Source organism: Streptomyces flaveus, assembly GCF_014647675.1.
GTDB lineage: Bacteria > Actinomycetota > Actinomycetes > Streptomycetales > Streptomycetaceae > Streptomyces > Streptomyces flaveus.
The window spans coordinates 422,716-440,639 of record NZ_BMPQ01000005.1; the positions used below are offsets into that span (position 1 = coordinate 422,716).

Annotated in this window: 21 protein-coding genes and 1 tRNA gene; 11 read left to right on the plus strand and 11 right to left on the minus strand. The window is 70.4% G+C overall.

Features of this window, described 5'->3' with window-relative positions:
* Positions 1-40 precede the first annotated feature (40 nt).
* The gene (locus IEZ21_RS13845; RefSeq protein ID WP_189322157.1) at positions 41-4,447 is read right to left on the minus strand and encodes a PAS domain-containing protein; all 4,407 of its coding nucleotides are present in this window, start codon (positions 4,445-4,447) and stop codon (positions 41-43) included.
* 233 nt (positions 4,448-4,680) lie between these two features.
* Complete coding sequence (locus IEZ21_RS13850; RefSeq protein ID WP_189322158.1) at positions 4,681-5,130, minus strand: SSI family serine proteinase inhibitor; 450 nt, start codon at positions 5,128-5,130, stop codon at positions 4,681-4,683.
* Positions 5,131-5,387: 257 nt separating this feature from the next.
* Here IEZ21_RS13850 and IEZ21_RS13855 point away from each other — a divergent pair.
* A tRNA-Ser gene (locus tag IEZ21_RS13855) sits at positions 5,388-5,481 on the plus strand.
* 60 nt (positions 5,482-5,541) lie between these two features.
* On the opposite strand, the gene IEZ21_RS13860 is transcribed toward IEZ21_RS13855, so the two are convergent.
* Entirely contained in the window at positions 5,542-7,050 is a 1,509-nt protein-coding gene (locus IEZ21_RS13860; RefSeq protein WP_189322159.1) for a site-specific integrase, read from the minus strand.
* Complete coding sequence (locus IEZ21_RS13865) at positions 7,047-7,874, minus strand: hypothetical protein (RefSeq protein ID WP_189322160.1); 828 nt, start codon at positions 7,872-7,874, stop codon at positions 7,047-7,049. Before IEZ21_RS13865 ends, IEZ21_RS13860 begins: the two co-directional genes overlap by 4 nt.
* A gap of 106 nt (positions 7,875-7,980) precedes the next feature.
* Here IEZ21_RS13865 and IEZ21_RS13870 point away from each other — a divergent pair, with 106 nt between their 5' ends.
* From IEZ21_RS13870 to IEZ21_RS13915, 10 genes are all read left to right on the plus strand, one after another.
* Complete coding sequence (locus IEZ21_RS13870; protein ID WP_189322161.1) at positions 7,981-8,172, plus strand: helix-turn-helix transcriptional regulator; 192 nt, start codon at positions 7,981-7,983, stop codon at positions 8,170-8,172.
* On the plus strand, positions 8,169-8,513 hold the full coding sequence (locus IEZ21_RS13875; protein WP_189322162.1) for a helix-turn-helix domain-containing protein: 345 nt from the start codon (positions 8,169-8,171) through the stop codon (positions 8,511-8,513). Before IEZ21_RS13870 ends, IEZ21_RS13875 begins: the two co-directional genes overlap by 4 nt.
* Positions 8,514-8,827: 314 nt before the next feature.
* Positions 8,828-9,793, plus strand: a complete 966-nt coding sequence (locus tag IEZ21_RS13880) for a bifunctional DNA primase/polymerase (protein ID WP_189322163.1) — start codon at positions 8,828-8,830, stop codon at positions 9,791-9,793.
* The gene (locus IEZ21_RS13885) at positions 9,790-11,145 is read left to right on the plus strand and encodes a hypothetical protein (protein WP_189322164.1); all 1,356 of its coding nucleotides are present in this window, start codon (positions 9,790-9,792) and stop codon (positions 11,143-11,145) included. Before IEZ21_RS13880 ends, IEZ21_RS13885 begins: the two co-directional genes overlap by 4 nt.
* Before the next feature lie 189 nt (positions 11,146-11,334).
* Positions 11,335-11,571: a hypothetical protein gene (locus IEZ21_RS13890; RefSeq protein WP_189322165.1), complete on the plus strand. Its 237-nt coding sequence runs from the start codon at positions 11,335-11,337 to the stop codon at positions 11,569-11,571.
* A gap of 120 nt (positions 11,572-11,691) precedes the next feature.
* Entirely contained in the window at positions 11,692-12,039 is a 348-nt protein-coding gene (locus IEZ21_RS13895) for a DUF4326 domain-containing protein (RefSeq protein WP_189322166.1), read from the plus strand.
* 135 nt (positions 12,040-12,174) lie between these two features.
* Positions 12,175-12,783 (plus strand): hypothetical protein, encoded by a 609-nt coding sequence (locus tag IEZ21_RS13900; protein WP_189322167.1) that lies wholly within the window; start codon positions 12,175-12,177, stop codon positions 12,781-12,783.
* A complete protein-coding gene (locus IEZ21_RS13905) occupies positions 12,767-13,159 on the plus strand; it encodes a hypothetical protein (protein ID WP_189322168.1) in 393 nt (130 codons plus the stop codon). Before IEZ21_RS13900 ends, IEZ21_RS13905 begins: the two co-directional genes overlap by 17 nt.
* A 237-nt stretch (positions 13,160-13,396) precedes the next feature.
* A complete protein-coding gene (locus IEZ21_RS13910; RefSeq protein ID WP_189322169.1) occupies positions 13,397-14,269 on the plus strand; it encodes a helix-turn-helix domain-containing protein in 873 nt (290 codons plus the stop codon).
* On the plus strand, positions 14,266-14,628 hold the full coding sequence (locus tag IEZ21_RS13915) for a hypothetical protein (RefSeq protein ID WP_189322170.1): 363 nt from the start codon (positions 14,266-14,268) through the stop codon (positions 14,626-14,628). The genes IEZ21_RS13910 and IEZ21_RS13915 overlap by 4 nt, the downstream gene beginning before the upstream one ends.
* On the opposite strand, the gene IEZ21_RS13920 is transcribed toward IEZ21_RS13915, so the two are convergent.
* The 7 genes from IEZ21_RS13920 to IEZ21_RS13950 form a co-directional block, all read right to left on the minus strand.
* Positions 14,620-14,850 carry a hypothetical protein gene (locus tag IEZ21_RS13920; RefSeq protein ID WP_189322171.1) on the minus strand — a complete coding sequence of 77 codons (231 nt, stop codon included), beginning with the start codon at positions 14,848-14,850 and terminating at the stop codon, positions 14,620-14,622. The genes IEZ21_RS13915 and IEZ21_RS13920 overlap by 9 nt on opposite strands.
* A 149-nt stretch (positions 14,851-14,999) precedes the next feature.
* Positions 15,000-15,209, minus strand: coding sequence for a hypothetical protein (locus tag IEZ21_RS13925; RefSeq protein ID WP_246567688.1), 210 nt, complete (start codon positions 15,207-15,209; stop codon positions 15,000-15,002).
* Complete coding sequence (locus IEZ21_RS13930; protein ID WP_189322172.1) at positions 15,206-15,418, minus strand: hypothetical protein; 213 nt, start codon at positions 15,416-15,418, stop codon at positions 15,206-15,208. The genes IEZ21_RS13925 and IEZ21_RS13930 overlap by 4 nt, the downstream gene beginning before the upstream one ends.
* Positions 15,415-15,618 (minus strand): hypothetical protein, encoded by a 204-nt coding sequence (locus tag IEZ21_RS13935; protein WP_189322173.1) that lies wholly within the window; start codon positions 15,616-15,618, stop codon positions 15,415-15,417. Before IEZ21_RS13935 ends, IEZ21_RS13930 begins: the two co-directional genes overlap by 4 nt.
* Entirely contained in the window at positions 15,615-16,085 is a 471-nt protein-coding gene (locus IEZ21_RS13940; protein WP_189322174.1) for a hypothetical protein, read from the minus strand. The genes IEZ21_RS13935 and IEZ21_RS13940 overlap by 4 nt, the downstream gene beginning before the upstream one ends.
* A gap of 87 nt (positions 16,086-16,172) precedes the next feature.
* Positions 16,173-17,021 carry a helix-turn-helix domain-containing protein gene (locus IEZ21_RS13945; protein WP_189322175.1) on the minus strand — a complete coding sequence of 283 codons (849 nt, stop codon included), beginning with the start codon at positions 17,019-17,021 and terminating at the stop codon, positions 16,173-16,175.
* On the minus strand, positions 17,018-17,758 hold the full coding sequence (locus IEZ21_RS13950) for a DUF6879 family protein (RefSeq protein WP_189322176.1): 741 nt from the start codon (positions 17,756-17,758) through the stop codon (positions 17,018-17,020). The genes IEZ21_RS13945 and IEZ21_RS13950 overlap by 4 nt, the downstream gene beginning before the upstream one ends.
* Between the last annotated feature and the right edge of the window lie 166 nt (positions 17,759-17,924).

Below are 17,924 nucleotides of genomic sequence, written 5' to 3' on the forward strand. Positions count from 1 at the left end.
TTCACGTGAAACAGCGCCCCCACTCACGTACGCGAAACGATCAGTTCGTGCCGATCCGCGCCAGCAGGTCCACGATCCTGCTCTGCACCTCGCTGCTCGTCGAGCGTTCGGCGAGGAATAGGACCGTCTCCCCCGCGGCCAGGCGCGGGAGCTCGGACTGGTCGACGGCGGCGGTGTAGACGACGAGCGGGGTGCGGTTCAGCTGGCCGTTCGCGCGCAGCCAGTCGACGATTCCGGCACGACGGCGGCGTACCTGCATCAGGTCCATCACCACGAGGTTCGGCCGCATCTGCCCGGCCAGAGTGACGGCATCCGCGTCGGACGAAGCCCGCGCGACCTGCATCCCGCGCCGCTCCAGCGACGCGGTCAACGCCAGTGCGATCTCCGCATGCTCCTCGATGAGCAGCACACGTGGCGGATGCTGCTCGCTGTCGCGGGGCGCCAGCGCCTTCAGGAGTACGGCAGGGTCGGCGCCGTACGCCGCCTCGCGCGTCGCCTGTCCGAGTCCCGCCGTCACGAGCACCGGAACCTCGGCGGCGACGGCGGCTGTACGCAGCGACTGGAGCGCCGTACGCGTGATGGGACCGGTCAGCGGGTCGACGAACAGCGCGGCCGGGAACGCGGCGATCTGCGCGTCCACCTCCTCGCGCGAGTGCACGATCACCGGCCGGTAACCGCGGTCGCTCAGCGCCTGCTGGGTACCGACGTCCGGCGCGGGCCAGACCAGCAGCCGACGCGGGTTGTCCAGGGGCTCCGGGGGCAGCTCGTCGTCCATCGGCTGCGGCAGGGGCTGGTTCGCGACCTCGACCGCGCCGCCGGGGCCGTCGAGCGGCTCGGGCCCCTCGGCGGCGTTCTCGTCCGGTGCTCCTATGGCGTACGAGCGGCCGGGGCCCTCGGTGGCGTCAGCCGGCCGGGGCTCGGGCGCGGTCGGCTGGGGCTGGGTCGCGGTCGGCTGGGGGTGCGGGCGGGCCGCCGTCTCCGGGTGCTCGGCGGCGGGGGCGGGCTCGGGAATGGCTTCGTTACGGGTGCCGAGCTTGCGGCGGCGGCCGGAGCCATTGGTCGCGTGGGGAGGAGGGGTCGGGGCCTGCGGTTGGGATTGGGATTGGGGCTGAGCTTGCCGCTGGGGTTGCTGCTGAGCCTGGGGCTGTGGCTGGAGAGCCCCCAGGGGCGTGGGCTGGTTCGGCTGGGGCTGCTGGGCGTCGCTCATACGGCGGCCGAAGGGGACGCCCTGCCCGAGCGTGCGGACGCTGATGGCGCGGCCCTGGGTGGAGTTGGGGTCCACGGGGGGCGCGGCGGCAGCGGGCGCCGCGGGAGGTGGGGCTTCGGCGGGGAGGGGCTGGGCTGTGCGGGGCGCGTCCGCTTCTGCCGGGGCCTGGGGTGTGGCGGGGGCTGCGGCCTGGGGAGCCGGGAGCTCGGCCATACCCGGCCAGGACTGGGACTGGGGCTGCTGAGGGCTCGGAGCCGCCATGGGCTGAGGCTGAGGCTGGGGTTGCGACTGAGGCGGGCCGTTCTGCGCGACGGCGGTGCCCTGAGGCGACGTACCCGCAGCGGGGATACCGCCCGCGGGCGTGGTCGCGGCAGCGGCCTCCGCAGGAATCCCCTGCGGAGGTACGCCCTGCGCCGGGACCACCGGCTGCGGCATGCCCTGCCCGACAGTCCCCGGAACGGCAACGCTCTGACCGGGAGTTCCCTGTTCCGGGAGACCTTGCGCGGCAACGGGCTGTCCGGGAACACCCTGCGAAGCGTCACCTTGCGCGGGAATCCCCTGAGCGGGAGTGAGCTGTGCGGGAGCCCCTTGAGCCACCGCCTGCGCGGGCGCCATCTGCCCGGGAACACCTTGCCCCGCCCCCGTGGCATCCCCCTGCCGAGCCCGCCGCCGCCCGGTGGGCGCCGACACCGGATGCGGCTGTGGCGGAGTGTGATCCTCAGCCGGGTCGTGCAGGGCCACATCATGACGACCGTCATCGGCCTGCCTGTGACCGACCTGCCCGTGACCGACCTGGACCTGACCGGTCTGCCCATGGGCCTGCTGCGCGGCGTACTGCTGAGCGGCGTACTCAGACCCACGGTCCGCCTCCGCCGGCGGCAGCGCGAACACCGAGCGCGGCTCGGCCTCCTGAGCGGCCTGGCGCTCGGCTGCCGCGGCCAGCGCACGCCGACGCCGCCCGGTCGGCTGGCCGGTCTGCTGACCGGCTCCGTCACCGCCCTGACCCATCGGCAGCGCTGCCGGCAGCGCTTGCCTCTCACCGCCGAGCTGCCGCGCACGCTGCCCCTCGGGCACGGGCACGCCCTGCGGAGGCACTGTCGGCCCGAGCCCGGTGGCCGCGGCACCCGCGGCATGCTCGGCCGCGGTCACGACCGCACCCTCGGCAACCCCGCCGCCGCTTTCCGCGGGACTCGGCCGCCCTCGCCGCCGCCCGGTCCCCCCGGACGCGAGGGCACCCTCACCGGTCCCCTGCGCCGGAACGGGCACCTGCGGCACCTGCGACTCATCCGCCGCGGCCCGCCTGCGCCGCCGCCCGGTGGGCGCGGCCGCCCCGGTCTCCGTCCCCGCCCCCGTCTCGGCCGAGGGCGTGACCTCGCTCTCCAGGAAGGCGTCCACCGAGGCCCGCCGAGCCCGCCGCCGCCCGCCACCCGCCTGCGCGGGGGCCTGCTCGCGCAGCGCGACCGCGGAACCGGGCCCACCCTCCGCCGAGGCAGCCGAGGCACCCGAGCCCGCAGCCACATCCGTACCAGCCGCCTCCAAACCAAGAGCCGGCACCGGAGCCTGAGCGGAAACCGCCCCGGCCCCACCCCCGATGGGCACCTCGAGCACGAACGCACTGCCGCTCATCCCCGGCACCTCATGCGTCTGCAGCACTCCACCGTGCGCCCGCACGATCCCGCGCACGATCGGCTCGTGCACCGGGTCTCCCCCGGCGTACGGCCCCCGCACTTCGATCCGTACGACCTCGCCGCGCTGGGCCGCCGCCACGACGACCGTGTTGTCCATGTAGCCACCGGCCGAGACCGGCGCGTTGCCCGTCGAGTCGACGCCCGCGACGTCCGCAACGAGGTGCGCGAGCGCGGTCGCGAGCCGCTGCGGGTCGACCTCGGCCTCGATGGGCGGCGCGTGCACGGCGAACTGCACCCGCCCGGGCCCGATCAGCTCGACGGCTCCGTCGACACCGGCCGCGACGACCGCGTCGAGCATGACCTTCGTCCGTACGACGTCCTCGGCCCCGGCGTCGAGCCGCTGGAAACCGAGCACGTTGTCGATGAGTGTGGTGATCCGGGAGTAGCCGGCCGAGAGGTGGTGCAGTACCTGGTTGGCCTCGGGCCACAGCTGTCCGGCGTCGTCGGCGGCGAGGGCGGACAGGTCGCCGCGCAGCTGGTCGAGCGGGCCGCGCAGGGACCGCCCGAGCACGGCGAGCAACTGCTCGTGCCGCGCGGCCAGCGCCTCGTAACGGTCCTTCTCCCGCTCGGCGAGCGCCGCGTACCGGTCGTCGCCCGCGGCCAGCTCCTCCTCGTGCGCCTCTCTCAGCCCGGCGAGTTCCCGGCCGTGCTCGTCCCGGAGCGAGTTCAGCGCCGCGGCATGCTCTTCGGCGGCCCGGGCGAGCTCCTCCTGGTGCTGCTTGGCCGCCGCGTCCTTCTCCTCGACGAGAGCGTCGTACGCCCGCCGGTCGGTGAAGGTCATCACCGCGCCGACGAGCTGGTCCCCGTCCCGTACGGGCGCGGTCGTCAGGTCGACGGGTACCTGGTCGCCGCTCTTGGACCACACCACCTGCCCGCGCACCCGGTGCTTGCGCCCCGAGCGCAGCGTGTCGGCGAGCGGCGACTCCTCGTACGGGAAGGGCGTGCCGTCGGCGCGCGAGTGCAGCATCAGCGGATGCAGTTCCTGCCCGCCCAGGTCGCTGGCCCGGAAGCCGAGTATCTGCGCGGCGGCCGGATTGACGAGGACGACCCGCCCCTCCGTGTCGGTGCCCACCACGCCCTCGGCGGCGGCCCGCAGAATCATCTCCGTCTGCCTCTGCGAACGCGCGAGTTCGGCCTCGGTGTCGACGGTGCCGGAGAGGTCGCGTACGACGAGCATCAGCAGCTCATCGCTGGTGTAGCCGGAACTGTCGTACGCCTGGTGGCCGTTCTCGAGATTCGCGCTCGTGACCTCGACCGGGAACTCGCTGCTGTCGGTACGCCGGGCCATCATCCGCCGCGGCTTGGTCCGCCCACGCGGGTCGATGCTTTCGGGCCGGCGCATGGAACCGGGGATCAGCCGGGAGTCGAACTCGGGCAGCAGATCGAGCAGCCCGCGCCCCACCAGAGCGGTGCCCGGGGCTTCGAAGGCTTCCAGGGCGATGGTGTTGGCATTGACGACGGTCCCATTGGCGTTGACCAGCACCAACGCATCGGGAAGCGCGTCCAATATGGCTGCGAGGCGAGCAGCGCCTCGGGATGGCCTGCTGCTCACGAGACGCTTCCTCCCTGTTACCGCATCTTGCCGACCGCGGAGGCCATCTTGCCAACCGGTCCGCCACGTGTCACGAGAGGGAGTCTACGGGCAGAGGTTGCGCTCGCGACGCCGGATGAGAGGGAGGTCGCACGCAGAAGACAAGTAGAGAAGACGCAGAAGCTGTGACCTCCCCCTTTAACTCCGGCTCATCAACCCTCCTCTTCAGCCCTCGCCCTTCAGCAGGGGGCGACTCAGGAACCGAGCTTCGGAAGCAGGGGCACCATGGCGTTCCACCGCGCGATCTCACACCCGTCACCGCGCCCGTACGTGGCGTGGACGGGCCGCCCGGCCCACGTACCCGTGACGTGAGCGGTGGCCGGACCGCCGTACTGCATCGTGCACATCTCCCCGGGCTCGACGGGCGCGAACGGGTCCTCACCCCAGCCCGTCCGTCTGTCCAGCCGCTCGCAGGCGCCCTCGGCGTCGGGATGACTGCCACCCTCCGGATGACACTCCAGCTCGTACGTCCCATCCAGCCCGTCCCCCGCGTCGCTGACCGTCACGGTGAGGCGATCGCTGTCGGAGGCCGGCGGCGGCACAAGGGGAAACGGTTCGGCGTACGCGGCCGGGGGCGTCGCAGCGAGCACGGCGAGGGAAGCCGTGGCGGAGGCGGCTGCGGTGAGGGTGAGACGGCGGAACATGGGGGGCTCCACGGGGTTCGGGGCGGGTTGCGGGCGGTGGGCGGTCTGCGGTCGGTCCACGGTCGATCTGTGGTCGGATCGCTGGTCCGGGGCGCAGGCCCACCCCTTTAACGCTGCCCGTCCCGGGACGTTGCGTCGCGTTACGCCTTTGCTCTTCGCCCTTTCCGCCTAGTACCGTGGGGGGCGATTGGTGACACCCCACTGGGCTGTGTCATCATCTGCACGCATCCACTCGCGCTCGCGCGGGCGGCTGTGCTGGAGGCGTCGCCTAGTCCGGTCTATGGCGCCGCACTGCTAATGCGGTTTGGGACTTCAATCCCATCGAGGGTTCAAATCCCTCCGCCTCCGCCATCTGACCAGGGAGTTCATGCCAATCGGCGTGGGCTCCCTGAGTTGCTTTCTGAGCCACTTTTAGCCCCCAGATGGCACGGTGTTGGCACCAACGGCTGAAAGGCGATTCTGACGCGGGATAAACGCCGAGATCTTCCGCGTGGCGTCCTCCGCCATCTCCTCGGCAACGACCGCATAGACGTCCTTCGTGAAGCTCACCGAAGCGTGGCCGAGCACCTCACTCACGAACTTGTCGTCCACCCCCGCAGCGATCAGCATCGTCGCCGCACCGTGGCGAAGATCATGGAAGCGGATAGGCGGGAGCGTCAGCCTCAGCGCCACCTCGACGGCCGCCTCAGCCGTCCGGTACTTCCGGGCGATCCGCTCGACTGGCCAACCCTCCTTGCCCTTCGCGCGGATGTTCGCGTACCGCTCGAGCAGGATCCGGAACCGGCTCGATAGGTACTCCGCCTTTAGCGCCGAGCCGTCCTCGTAACAGAACACGCGACCGGCGTCCTGGTACGCCTCACCCCACGCCAGCCGCTCCTCAAGCTTCCGCTTGCGCCAGGCCTTGAAGACGCGGACCGTCTCGTCGTCGAGCGGGATCTGCCGGTATCCCGCTTCGGTCTTGGTGTCGTCGAGCTCGTCGTCCGACTGCGCCTGAAGGACGTGCAGGCGCCGGCGTTCGAGGCTGAGGTCTTGCTCCTCGGCTCCGACCAGCTCGCCGCGGCGCGGCCCGTAGTACGCGTCCAAGTGGAAGGCCGGGTAAAGGCGTTCCTCGGAGGCCTCCGCGAAGTCGAGGAACGCGCCGCACTGGTCGGACGACCAGACCATGACCTTCGCCGGAACGGTGCCGGTCTTCTCCCACTGCTCGACGCGCTCTGCCGTCCACAGCAGGGGCTTCGCGCGGCCCTGCTTACGCTTGCCACCCTTCGACCGCCAGACCCCGTCAGCCGGGTTGTCCTGCCGGATCTTCGACAGCTTCGACGCATCCGTCAGCGCACCATGCAGCACCGCGTGAACGCGCCGAATGCGGGATTCAGAGATGGGGCGGGTGTGCAGGCGCCGGCCGTCGCGGGTAGCGCGGGCGTCCTTCAGGCGGCGCAGGATCTCCGACCGGTCGCCCTGCTCGTCGGGCCGGTTGAGCTTCCGCATGGCCGCGTACAGCTCGCGGAAGTGCTCGTCAGTGAGGTCGACGACCTTGATGTGCCCGAGCCCCGGCTTGCCGTACAGGTCGATGGCCTCGCGCTCGGCGTCGAGCGTGCTCTTCTTCAGACCCTCGCCCGTCTCGGCCTCCGACCTCCGCCAGGCGTAACGGCGCTCGAGGTACTCGCCGAACGTGGTCTTCCGCTCGTCGTGCGCCTTCGGGCTCGCGGCCGTGCCGAGCACCTTGCCGAGCTCGACCTTGCACTCGCGCTCGGTGTCGTACGGGCCGATGCGGGGTTGCCGGCGCTTCCCGTCGGCGGACTTCGGCGCCTCGTACCGGGCGTACCAGCCGCCGTGCCCCTTCTTGCTGATGTCCGGGCACTTCCTGCCGAGCAGCTTCTTGGTCTCCGGGTCACGGCATGAGCACGCCTTGTACGGCTTCACTCCTTCTCCCCCTCGGTGTCGTCCTTCTGGCTCTCGGGTAGCGGCTCACCAGCAATGCGATACACCTCGCGAATTGCCTCGCTGAGGCTGATGCGCTTGTTGCGTGACACCGTCTGGGCCAGCTCGTCCAGCGTCGTGCTTTCGAAGGTCTCCGGCTCGATGTAGGCGGACTCCAGCCCGAGCCGCGGCGGCGTGAGCCCGCGGTCTCTCATCTCCGACCGGATGGCCATGAGCGCTTCCTCCGCGTTGCGCATGGTGTCCTTCGCGACCTGTACCCAGAGGTCGTCGACCGCGTCGGGATCGGCCTCGGCCCTGAACTTCTTCAGTTCCGGGTCCTTGGGGGCGATGAGGCTCATCAGCTTCCCGCGGTTGTCCCACCACTGCTTGATGAGCCGCTCATGCTCGCGGAACAGTCGGACCGGCTCGGCATCCTGCTTCTCATCCGTGCCGGTGACGGCCCCGGGGAACTGGTCGTCCTCCCCCGTGAACCACTTCAACGCCGCCCAGGTGTCCGTGTCCTCACCGGGAAGGACCTCGGTCGTGTCCGTACGTCCGAGAGGGAACAGCAGCAGGACGGGCGGGATCTCCAGGGCGCGCGCCAGAACGAGGAGCTCCCCGATGGTGATCGTCTGACGTGTGCCCTTCTCCAGCTTGGCGATGACCGTACGGTCCAGCGGGAGCCCTAGGCCGGCGCACCGGTCGGCCAGAGCTTGGGCCGTGAGCTTCCCCCCGCGGGCGTCCCGCGACTGCGTCCGGTAGTACGCAACCCCCTGCCCTACCTGTTTGGCGATCTGTGCCGCCCACTCATTCGCGCTTAGTGCCATGACGGCACATTAATGCGTCGTGATGCGACTTGACCACCCATGAGGCGACACCCATACTGAGGCCAGCGATCGACCATGAAGGACGATCGAGGAGGGTTTGTCGACCGTGACAGCACAATTTCTGACCAAGCCGCAGGCGGCGGAGCTCATCGGTGTCAGCGTGCGAACTCTGGAGCGGTGGGCGCGTGCGGGCATCGGCCCCACCCCCCGCAAGCACGGCCCCCGGCTTGTTCGGTACGACCGGGATGAAGCCCTGGGCTACCTCCGGACCGGCGAGCGCCAGGAGTCCGCGTCATGACCGCGTGGACTCGTGAGGCGATCGAGGCGCTTGGTCCGATCACCGACGTCCCCACGCTGGCGGCGATCCTCGACGTGCACAAGGACACCGTGTACGCGCAGATCCGTCGGGGCGAGTGGACCGCGACCCGCGTGCTCACGCTCGGCCGGAAGATCAAGATTCCGACGCGTGACCTGATCGCACTTCTGTACGCCCCGGAGCCTGCTCCGCAGGTCAGCCCCGCCGTGCCATCACAGTGCCAGCACGCCGCATATTCGCAGGTCACAGCTAACACACCGCATACCTCATGCGGTTGTATCCCTGCTCAATCGGCGGTGATTCGCCCCCTTCGGGGCACATGAGACGACCCCTCTCGCGCCGGCATTACGAGTGCCGACGAGGGAGGGGCCCAACGCCCACGCATTCACGACGAAGCCCCGGCTCAACCGCCAAGCAGATCCGGGGCCCGTCACTACTCATATGGAGGACGTACGCCCATGATGCCGTACTTCGCCGGTCGACGGCCCACCGAGAAAGCCGCGGTTGCTCGTACGCCGGACCATCCCGTACCGACGGCGCCCGTGATCGAGCTGCGCAGCCGGTTGTGCCGAGCGATTGCCGCGGCTGACGGGCATGGTACGAGGCTGCTCGCCGCGCACTTGGCCAGGGCCGCCGCGTGACCACCCGCGCCGTATCGGGTAGCGCTGCCGCCATCGCGCCAGGGCATGCCCGATTGATCGACGAGGCTCTTGCCCTCGCCGCTCTCGGCTGGCACGTCTTCCCTCTCACCAGGAACGGGAAGCCCGCGCTGCACGGGCGCGAGAAGTGTCGCGGGGTTGGCGTCTGTGCTGATGGCCATCAGGGCTTTGAGCAACGCGCGACGACCGACGCCGACACCATCGAGCGGGCATGGAGCGGCCCGTACAAGAGCTTCAACATCGGCGTCGCCTGCGGGCCGTCCCGGCTGGTCGTCCTCGACCTCGACCTCGCCAAGGGCGACACCCCGCCCGCCGACTGGAACATGCCCGGAATCGTCGACGGCCGCGACGTGTACGCCGAACTCCACGAACGCCACGGTGACCGCTTCCCCGTCGGCACCACCCCGGCCGCCCTCTCGCCCTCCGGTGGCCTGCACCTGTACTACGCGGCCCCGGACGGCATCGAGGTGCGCCTGTCAGCGGGCAAGGTCGGATGGAAGATCGACGTACGGGCCTGGGGCGGCTACATCACCGCCCCTCCCACCAGCACACCCGCAGGCGCCTACCAGTGGATCACCGACCCGGGCGAGGCCAAGCCGCAGCACATGCCGCTGTGGCTCATCCGCAGGGCCGCCCCACCGAAGCCGCCCCCGCCCGTCCTCCCGGCGGTCGTGAAGGACAGCACCGGCTACGCAGCCTCCGCGCTCCGCGGCGAGCTTCAGGCCGTCCTCGACTCCATCGAGGGCACCCGCAACGACACCCTCAACCAGGCCTCGTTCAACCTCGGCACGCTCGTCGGCGCCGGTCGGCTCGATTCCCGCGTTGCTGTCGAGGCCCTCGTCGCCGCGGGCGAGTCGATCGGACTCCCGCCGCGCGAGGTGCAGAAGACCGTCACGTCCGGTGTCAGTGCCGGTCTCAGGAACCCCCGGAGAACTTCTCAGTGACCACCGTTGACGACATCCTCGCCGCCCTCCCGGCGCCCGCTGCGGTGCCGGAGGGCGGCGAGGAGCGGCCCGGACTCCTCCCGGCTGAGTTCTACGCGGCCCGCCCCGTGTTCGCCCACATCAAGCAGGCCGCGCACTCACGTGGGCGGCCGGCGGACGTGCTCTTCTACAGCACGCTCGCCCGTCTCTCCGGGATGATCAGCCCCAACATCGCGATCGTGACAGGCATCTCTGGACGCGGCTCCATGAACGTCTTCGCCGCAGCGGTCGGACCGTCGGGCAGCGGGAAGTCGACCGGCCAGTCCGGAGCCCGTGAACTGATCCTGCCCATGGACCCCGAGTTCCGCGATGGTCTTCCCGTCGGCACGGGCGAGGGCATCGCCGAGATGTTCATGGGCACGGTCGACGAGCCGACTGGCGAGATCCACCAGCGGGGCCCGTACAAGGGCGACCCCGTCACGCGGAAGGTCCGTAAGCAGGTCCGCCACAACGGCTACATCTACATCGACGAGGGCCAGACCATGGCCACCCTCGCGATGCGGCAGGGGTCGACGCTCGCCGAGACGCTCCGTCGCGCGGCCGTGGGCGAGGCCCTCGGGCAGACGAACGCGTCAGAAGAGCGCACGCGGTACGTCGCGCCCGGCTCGTACAGCCTCGGACTGTTCGTCGGCTTCCAGCCCTCAACGGCCGTCCCGCTGCTGAACGATGCCAGCACGGGCACCCCTCAGCGGTTCTTCTGGTGCTGGGCACTGGACCCCACCATCCCGGATACGCCGCCGGAGTGGCCCGGCCCGATCGCCAAGCACCCCGGGCAGATCCAGACCGCGGATCCGATTGACGTGCTGTTCCCGGAGCGCATCCGCAAGATGCTGTGGGCAGAGAAGACCGCCCGAAACCGCGGCGAACTCGAAGTTGCTGAACTCGACGGGCACGCCGGCCTGATGAAGGCGAAGGCTGCCGGGCTCTTCGCCCTCATGGAGGGCCGGTACGAGGTCACTGAGGACGACTGGACCCTTGCCGAGACGGTGTGGGCGTCGTCCTGTGCCGTCCGTGACTCCCTGGTGGAGCGCGCTCGGCGTGAGGTCGAGGCGCAGCGGCAGGCCACGGAGGACGCGAAGGTCAGTGTCGAAGTCCGTGCACACATGGCGAAGAACGAGGCCGACCGGACTTTGGAGCGTCTCGTACGGCTGGTCGTCAGGCACTCGTCGCAGCCGGGCGGAATCACCTTCGGCTACATGCGGAGGGCGTTGGAGAGCAAAGACCGGCCGCACCTTCCGGCGGCCGTCGATCTTGCCGAAGAACGCGGCCTGGTGATCGTCGAGGACAACACGATCAGCCGGAAGACCGACTGAGGAGATGAGGAGGTGTGGAGATGAGGAGTCGTCTCCACACCCCCCTGTCTCGTCAAAGCGAGCCACCTAAAAGCAGCTACATACACATACAAAAAGGACAAGAAATCTCTTTCGCGTTACGCGCGACACGGGGTTGAGGAGACGACTCCTCATCTCCTCATCCTCATCTCCTCATCCCCAGGACTCCTCATGGAACCCAGGCGTACCGAATACCTCGTCGGCGATCTCGATCCCGACGCACTCGCCGCCGCGTACCGGTGCGGCCACTGCCACGCCGACACCGGCACGTTCACCGACGAGGCCGGCATCGTGCACATCGCCGTGCACCACGACGACGGATGCCCCGTCTTGGGTGGCGCGATCTCGTCCGCGCCGGACGTCGTCCGGGCGGTCGTCGGGCACATCCCCGACACCTTCCGACCGTGAGCGGTATCCGGATACCGCCGTCCCACACGCGCGACTCGCAGTCTTCCGGCCGTTGTCCGGCCGGCCAGCCAACCCAACTCCCAGCCAACGCAACTCCGACCCAACGCGAAGGAGAACCTCGTGCCCACCGCACACCCGCGCCGCGCTCAGGTGACCGGCAACCGCTACAGCCCTCAAGTCCCCGTCGGCTCCATCTGGGCCATGCGTGAAGCACCGGGCCACGCCCGCTCGGTGTACGCCAACCCTCACGCGGTCGGGACGTGCAAGAAGACGTGCCGCGGTCGTACGCATGACCTTGCTGAGGCGCTGCGCCTGTACGCCGCCTATCTCGACGAGCACCCGGAGATCGTGCGCCGAGCGGCGACGGAGCCGGACGGGACGCGGTTCGCGTGCCGGTGTCCGCTCGACGAGCCGTGCCACGTGGATGAGTTGCTGCGTCGCGTCGACGAGCTGCGTGCGGCTGTGTGAGCCGCTCCTCGGCCCGGTCGCTGCGTGCGGCCGGGCTCTTGATGTGAGTTGGTCTGGGGGTCGGTTGGCGGGGCGGCCGGAACGCGTACGGGCGCGCAGGACGCAAGATTTCGCTAGTCGGCAGGGAGGTGACCCATGGCGGGACCGGAGCGGCTCGAGGGGCGTAACGGCCGGATCTGGCGCGCGTACATCCTCGGCGCCACGCAGGAGGCGATCGCTGCCGAGCACGACATCAGCAGGCAGCGTGTGGGCCAGGTCCTCGAGGAGATTCGTTCGAGCATTCCGGCGGCGGACCGGGCGGATGCCGCGCTGGTGGACCTCGAGCGTCTCGACGTGCTGCTGTCCGGGGTCATGCCGGCCGCGATCGCGGGGGATACGCAGGCGGCGCGGGCTGTGCTGGCCATCCTCGAGCGGCGGGCGAAGATGCTGCGCCTGGACCTCGAGGAGCCTTTGCGGGTGACGCTGGAGCGGCGCCTTGACCTTGAGGGTGCGCTGATTGGTGAGGCGTTGGGTGCGGCGTTGGATGCGGTGCCGCAGCTGTCGCATGAGCAGCGGGTGGCGGCGCTGACGGCGGCTCAGGCGAAGCTGCTTGGTGAGGAGCCGCCGGCGCCCGCCGCGCCCGCTCCGGTCGAGGAGTCGAAGCCCGATCTGATGGACGACTACCGCAAGTTCTGTGAGGCCGAGGGCATCGACCCTGACGAGGACGACGACCAGGAGGACGACGACGATGACGACGAGCGGTGAGCGGCCGGGCCCGGAGGAGCGTGAGGCCGAGCTGGAGAAGCTGCGGCGGCAGATGCGGCGTGCGGCTCGGCGTGGGGAGGCGGAGGAGTTGGAGCGGCTGTCGGCCGCGTACGGCCGTCTGAAGGGCGAGCACGTGCAGAGGACGCATGAGGAGTACGTGGCGGGGCGTAGGGCCGCGAGGGCGGCGCTGGTGGCGCAGCAGCGGGTAGTTGAGCCGTCGAAGCCGTGGCGGTTGCCGCGCGGGTTTCAGTCGCCGCTTGCTGCGCAGCGTGCGCGGTCGGGGGTGCGTCCGCGGGAGGAGCCGACGATGCCGGCGGGTGGACTCAGGCCGTGGCGGCGGGGGTCGCTGATGGAGGAGCAGATCTGGCGGCCGTGATGGACGACAGCGGCCCGCCCCGTGCCGTACCGCAGGGCGGGCCGCTGTGTGCTGCCCCGGGCGTGGCATCCGAGGAGGAAACCCGGGGCGGCTGTGGTGTCGCCCCGGTAAAAGGGCGCCGGGTACAGACGAATCCGGCCCCGGGGCGGCACCGTTTTGGAGCGTAGCGCGGCTTCCGTAAGCCTCCTTCCGGAAGCTTCGGAATGATCTTCGCGGGGGTGGTTCTACCGTCCGTGCATGGACGAATTCAGCGCTGTCGAGGCCGCGAAATGGCTCGGTGTCAGCCGCGAAGCTGTGGACCTTGCCGCCCGTGAGGGCCGTCTTCCCGTGCTCGATGGGGATGGTCCGCGCCGGTTCTCGCGGGAGACCCTGGAGGCGTACCACCAGGCCCGTGTGGGGGAGAGGGTTGCGAAGCTCGCCAGGGATGGGGAGACGCCGGCGTCGGTGGCGCAGAGGGTACGGCGGGCGCTGCACTCTTCCTCTGAGACGGGGTTGCCGCGCTCGTTCGCTTCGAGGCTGGCCGTGATGCCGGTGGACTGGCGGAATCTGTTCAACAAGGCGGAGTTGGCCGCGGCATGTGTGCCTGAGGGTGAGGGTTGCCGGTGGTGTGAGGCAGCGAAGTTCTCCGCGTTCCTGGGATTGCGTCCGCTGGAGTACGCAAAGGCGCGTGTGGAGTTGTTCGGCGGGCCGCCGTGCCTGACGTGCGGTCCGGGGCTGATGAAGCCGTTCATGGAGGCTTTGGAGGCTCGGGTCCACCCGGGGCGTCATCGTCCGCCTGACGCCCGCGCAGAGGCTGCGGCGGCTGTTCCCCCGGCGCCCCGTCTGGAGCCCGTGCAGCGGGCTCAGCCGTTCCAGGGTGACGATGACGGGCGGGCGCTGATCTCGCGGCGGCGCCGGGAAGTGCAGACCCGGTTGAAGGCGGCGCGGCGGTCCGGCGATACGAAGTACGCACTCCGGTTGCAGCAGCAGTTGCAGTCGTTGACGGCGGATGCGTCGGTGGTCGACGGGCGGGCCGCTTCTGCTGCTCGGCCGGGGACGCTGCGGTGTGGGCACGCGTTGGCGGCCGGCTGTTCGTGTCCGCGGCGTGCGTCGACTCGGGGGCAGCGGTGAGCGACGACCGCGCGGAGCTGATCGCCGCCGGGCACGCGGCGATCGTCCAACTCCAGTACGCGCATGAGGTGGCGATCGAGACCGTCGTCAACGAAGTGCAGCAACGGACGGGCGAGCGACTTCTCGTACGGCAACCGGGAGTGCTCGACGCCACGTTCGGGGACCTGGCCGCGATGGAGGAGCAGACGAAGCACTACGCGGCGGCCATGACACTAATCCGACAGTGGATGCTGCCCACCGATGCCCGGAGTCTGGGCAGCCTGTTGAAGGTGGTCCCCGCCGAGGTTGCGCACCAGGTCATGGACCACCTGCGGGCGGCGGGTGTGCTGGCCGACGGGGGCGCGCGGCTGTCACCCTGAGGCGGTCCACAGGCCTGGCGCGCGGCCTCCTCGTGGGCTGTGCCCGGGGTGTCGTACGGCGGCGCCCTGGGCTTCGAGTTGCCGGAGTGCTTTGCCGATCTGGCGCGGGTCGCCGCATCCGAACGGGTGCAGCAGGTCCGCGAGTTGCTCGGCGGTTATCGGGAGTGGCTGTTTGGCCAGTGCGGCGGAGACGAGGTCTCGAAGTACGAGGCGGACGGTCACGGGCTCATCGTGCCCTGGCCGTGGCCTCCCAGGGGAGTCCCGCCCGCCCTCATTGGCCTGGGGGGCAGAGGGCGGGCGGGCGTTCGGTGCGACGGTAGCCCAGCCACAGGGCCGGGCTACCGTCCTTCCCGCCGCAGCGTCGGGGGAACTTAGCGGCGGGGGGTCTGCGGGTCGTGTCCCTCGGCGCACAGCGGGCACGCGTACACCACGATGTCGAGGACGACGGCGCCGATCTTGCCGCGGGCGATGCCCGCGCTGACGGCGTTCCTCCACAGCGGCTTGCCACACCAGACGCAGGCGCGGCCGTCGTACTGCGCGCGCGTCAGGTCGGTGGCGCTGGGCAGCGGACGGGCGGTCACCGCGGCTCCTTGGCGAACGGGACCAGGTCGTACGCCACCCGGCAGGAGTGGCAGGCGTACTGGCCGCCGCCGGGGCCGGAGCCTTGTTCTTGTACGGAGATCAGGCGGACGCCACTGCTGTGGCCCTGATGCCACGAGCAGTAGCCGAACCTGCTGGTCTGCCGCTGTCCGGGGTTGCTGCCGCTGTCCGGCTGTCCGGTGCCGGTCATGACGTGCCGCCGCGGTGACCTGGGTGGCGGCGCATCTCGACCTCGTACGCCGTGGCGCGCCGTATGTCCCCGGCCTCCTCGGCGGCGGCCCGCTGCCGGTCGAGGGCATCGCACACGTCGCAACCGGGCGCCGGTGTGGGCGGGCGTGTCGGATCGAGCAGGCTGATCGGCGGTTCCTGCGTCGTCTGGTGGGCGGTCATCCGAATGCCTCCGCGGGAAGTCGGTGCCCACCGCCGGGGCCGAGTGCGGCGGCGAGCAGGGTGGGGTTGTTCAAGGCGCCGGAGCCGTCCGGGCGATGGAGCCACAAACGGCCGCACTGGAACCAGCCGGTGGGCGGACACAGGAGCGGCCAGCCTGCGGGTTGCACGGTCGCCTGCCGGATGCCGGCCAGGTCGTCTGCGGTGTCGGGCGGGATCAGCCACCACGAGCTGTCGACGCCCGGGTCAGCCAGGATCGGACCGAGCCGGGCCGTACCGATCCGCTGCATGGCGCTGATCGTGGCGACGAGCCGTACCTCCGCGGCCAGCCACCGCTTGCCCGTCGTGATGGGAGCGAGAGCCTCCACGCCCCACGCCTGACGTACGAGGTCCGGGTGCGCGGAGCAGTCAGCGAGCCACGCGTCCCCGCCCTCGTACCCGTTGGCAGAGCGCATCGTCGATGGGGCCATGGCCAGGACCGTAGGCGGCCCGATTGCGCGGCTGTGCGGCGATTGCGCGCGATTGCGTGGGACGGTGCGCGGCTTGCTGCGGATTGCTTACGCGAGGTCCAGAGAGGCCCTTGCGCGGCCGATCAGGCGACGTGCTGGCGCCCCGTACTCCGCGGACTCCGCTAGCCACTCCCACGCCCGCTCGTACAGGGCGATGTCCTCCTCGCCCGTCAGCCACAGCTCTTCGCTGATCGTCTCGACGATGACCAGCCTCTGGTCGTAGATCCAGAAGGCGTGCGGGGCCGTACGGCGCAGCTGCGCCCCGAACGGCAGGATGCCGAGTTCGATACGACGCTGGCCAACGAGGTTGTACAGCCGGTCGAGTTGCTCGGCCATCACGTCTTCCGGGCACGAGCGGTGATACAGGGCGGCCTCACACACCAGGAACCGGAACGCCTTCTCGGGGTCGTACAGCGACTCTTGGCGGCGCATCCGCGCCTCGACGGCGGCCTCGGTCGTCGGGGGTATGCCGCGGAACTCGGCGTTGCTGTCGAAGATGATGCGGGCGTACTCCGGGGTCTGGAACAGCCCTGGGATACGCGACACCTCAAGGCCGCGGATCGCGCGCGTGTTCTCGGTCTGCCGGACGGCGATCTCCTGGCGTCCGCGGTGGCCGCCGGCCAACTGTCGCCGCCAGGACCGGTGCCGCTGCTTCATCTCCAGCGCGGCCCGCAGGCCCTGCAACTCAGCCTCGGCGTCTGGCCGACCGATGCCATGCGCCCATGCGGTGAGGTCGGCGGCGGTCGGGGTTTGCTTGCCGTTCTGGAGCCGGGAAACCTTCGAGGGCTGCCAGTCGAGCTTGGCGGCCAGGTCCTTGCCTTCCAGACCAGACTCGACGCGCAGCTCACGCAGGCGCGCGCCGAGGGCTTCTCTGGCGGTCTGGTAGTCGGTGGTCACACGGTGGAACGTACTCGCCTGGCGAACTCCGTTGTAGGCGCGGCGTGGTGCCATGCGGCGTCACGGGCCTGGCAGGCGGCGAGGACTTCGGCGGGGTCCTGGGTGACGTACACGCCGAGGGTGGTGTCTTCGTCGTCGAACGCGAACCGGACCAGGGTCTTCGAGTCGAAGAGCCAGAAGTCGTAGTCCGGCAGCCGCAGACGCTCGGCCTCCGTGCGGGTGAGGTTGCGGATGTCCTCGCCCGCGGCCAGGTTGCCGGGCGCGCTGGCGAGGAGGAACTCCTGCCCTTGGGTGGGCGGTTCGTCGGCGATCCGTACGCGCTCGAACCGCTTCCCGGCGGCGGTCTGCTCGGCGACGTTCTCGCGCCAGGCGTTCGCGGGCTCGGTGGCGATGTCCTCCCCGGCCTGCCAGCGCTGCCACTTGGGGCTGTTGCGGTCGGAGGCGTAGCCGCGGCGGGTCTCCAGCCGCCAGGCGGTGTGCCGGAACTCGCGGAACAGGTGGGAGACCGAGGCGAACGGCTGGAGCTCGGGCGCCTCGGTCCTGGGGGCGTAGCGGGTGAGGAGGCTGCGCGGGACGCGGACGAAGGTCTCAGACGGCTTGACGTCCCGCAGTTGGGCGAGGTGCTCGGGGTCGGTCTCGCGGTCGCCCTGGACGAGGATCTCGTCTGTTCCCTCGATCTCGTACAGGGTGGGGCAGTCACCATCGTCGCTGGTCGTGCCGAGGAACCGTAGCGTCATCTCGCCCTCCATCTACGCTGGCTGGACGTCCAGAATGCGCAGGATAGGCCGGGCGCGCCTGGGGATTGCGGCAGATTGCGCCTGCTCTCCGGCTGCGGTCGATTGCGCGCAAGCAGGGGCGGGAGCCCACCGCATGACGAAGGCCCCGTCCGGAAACGAGCGGGGC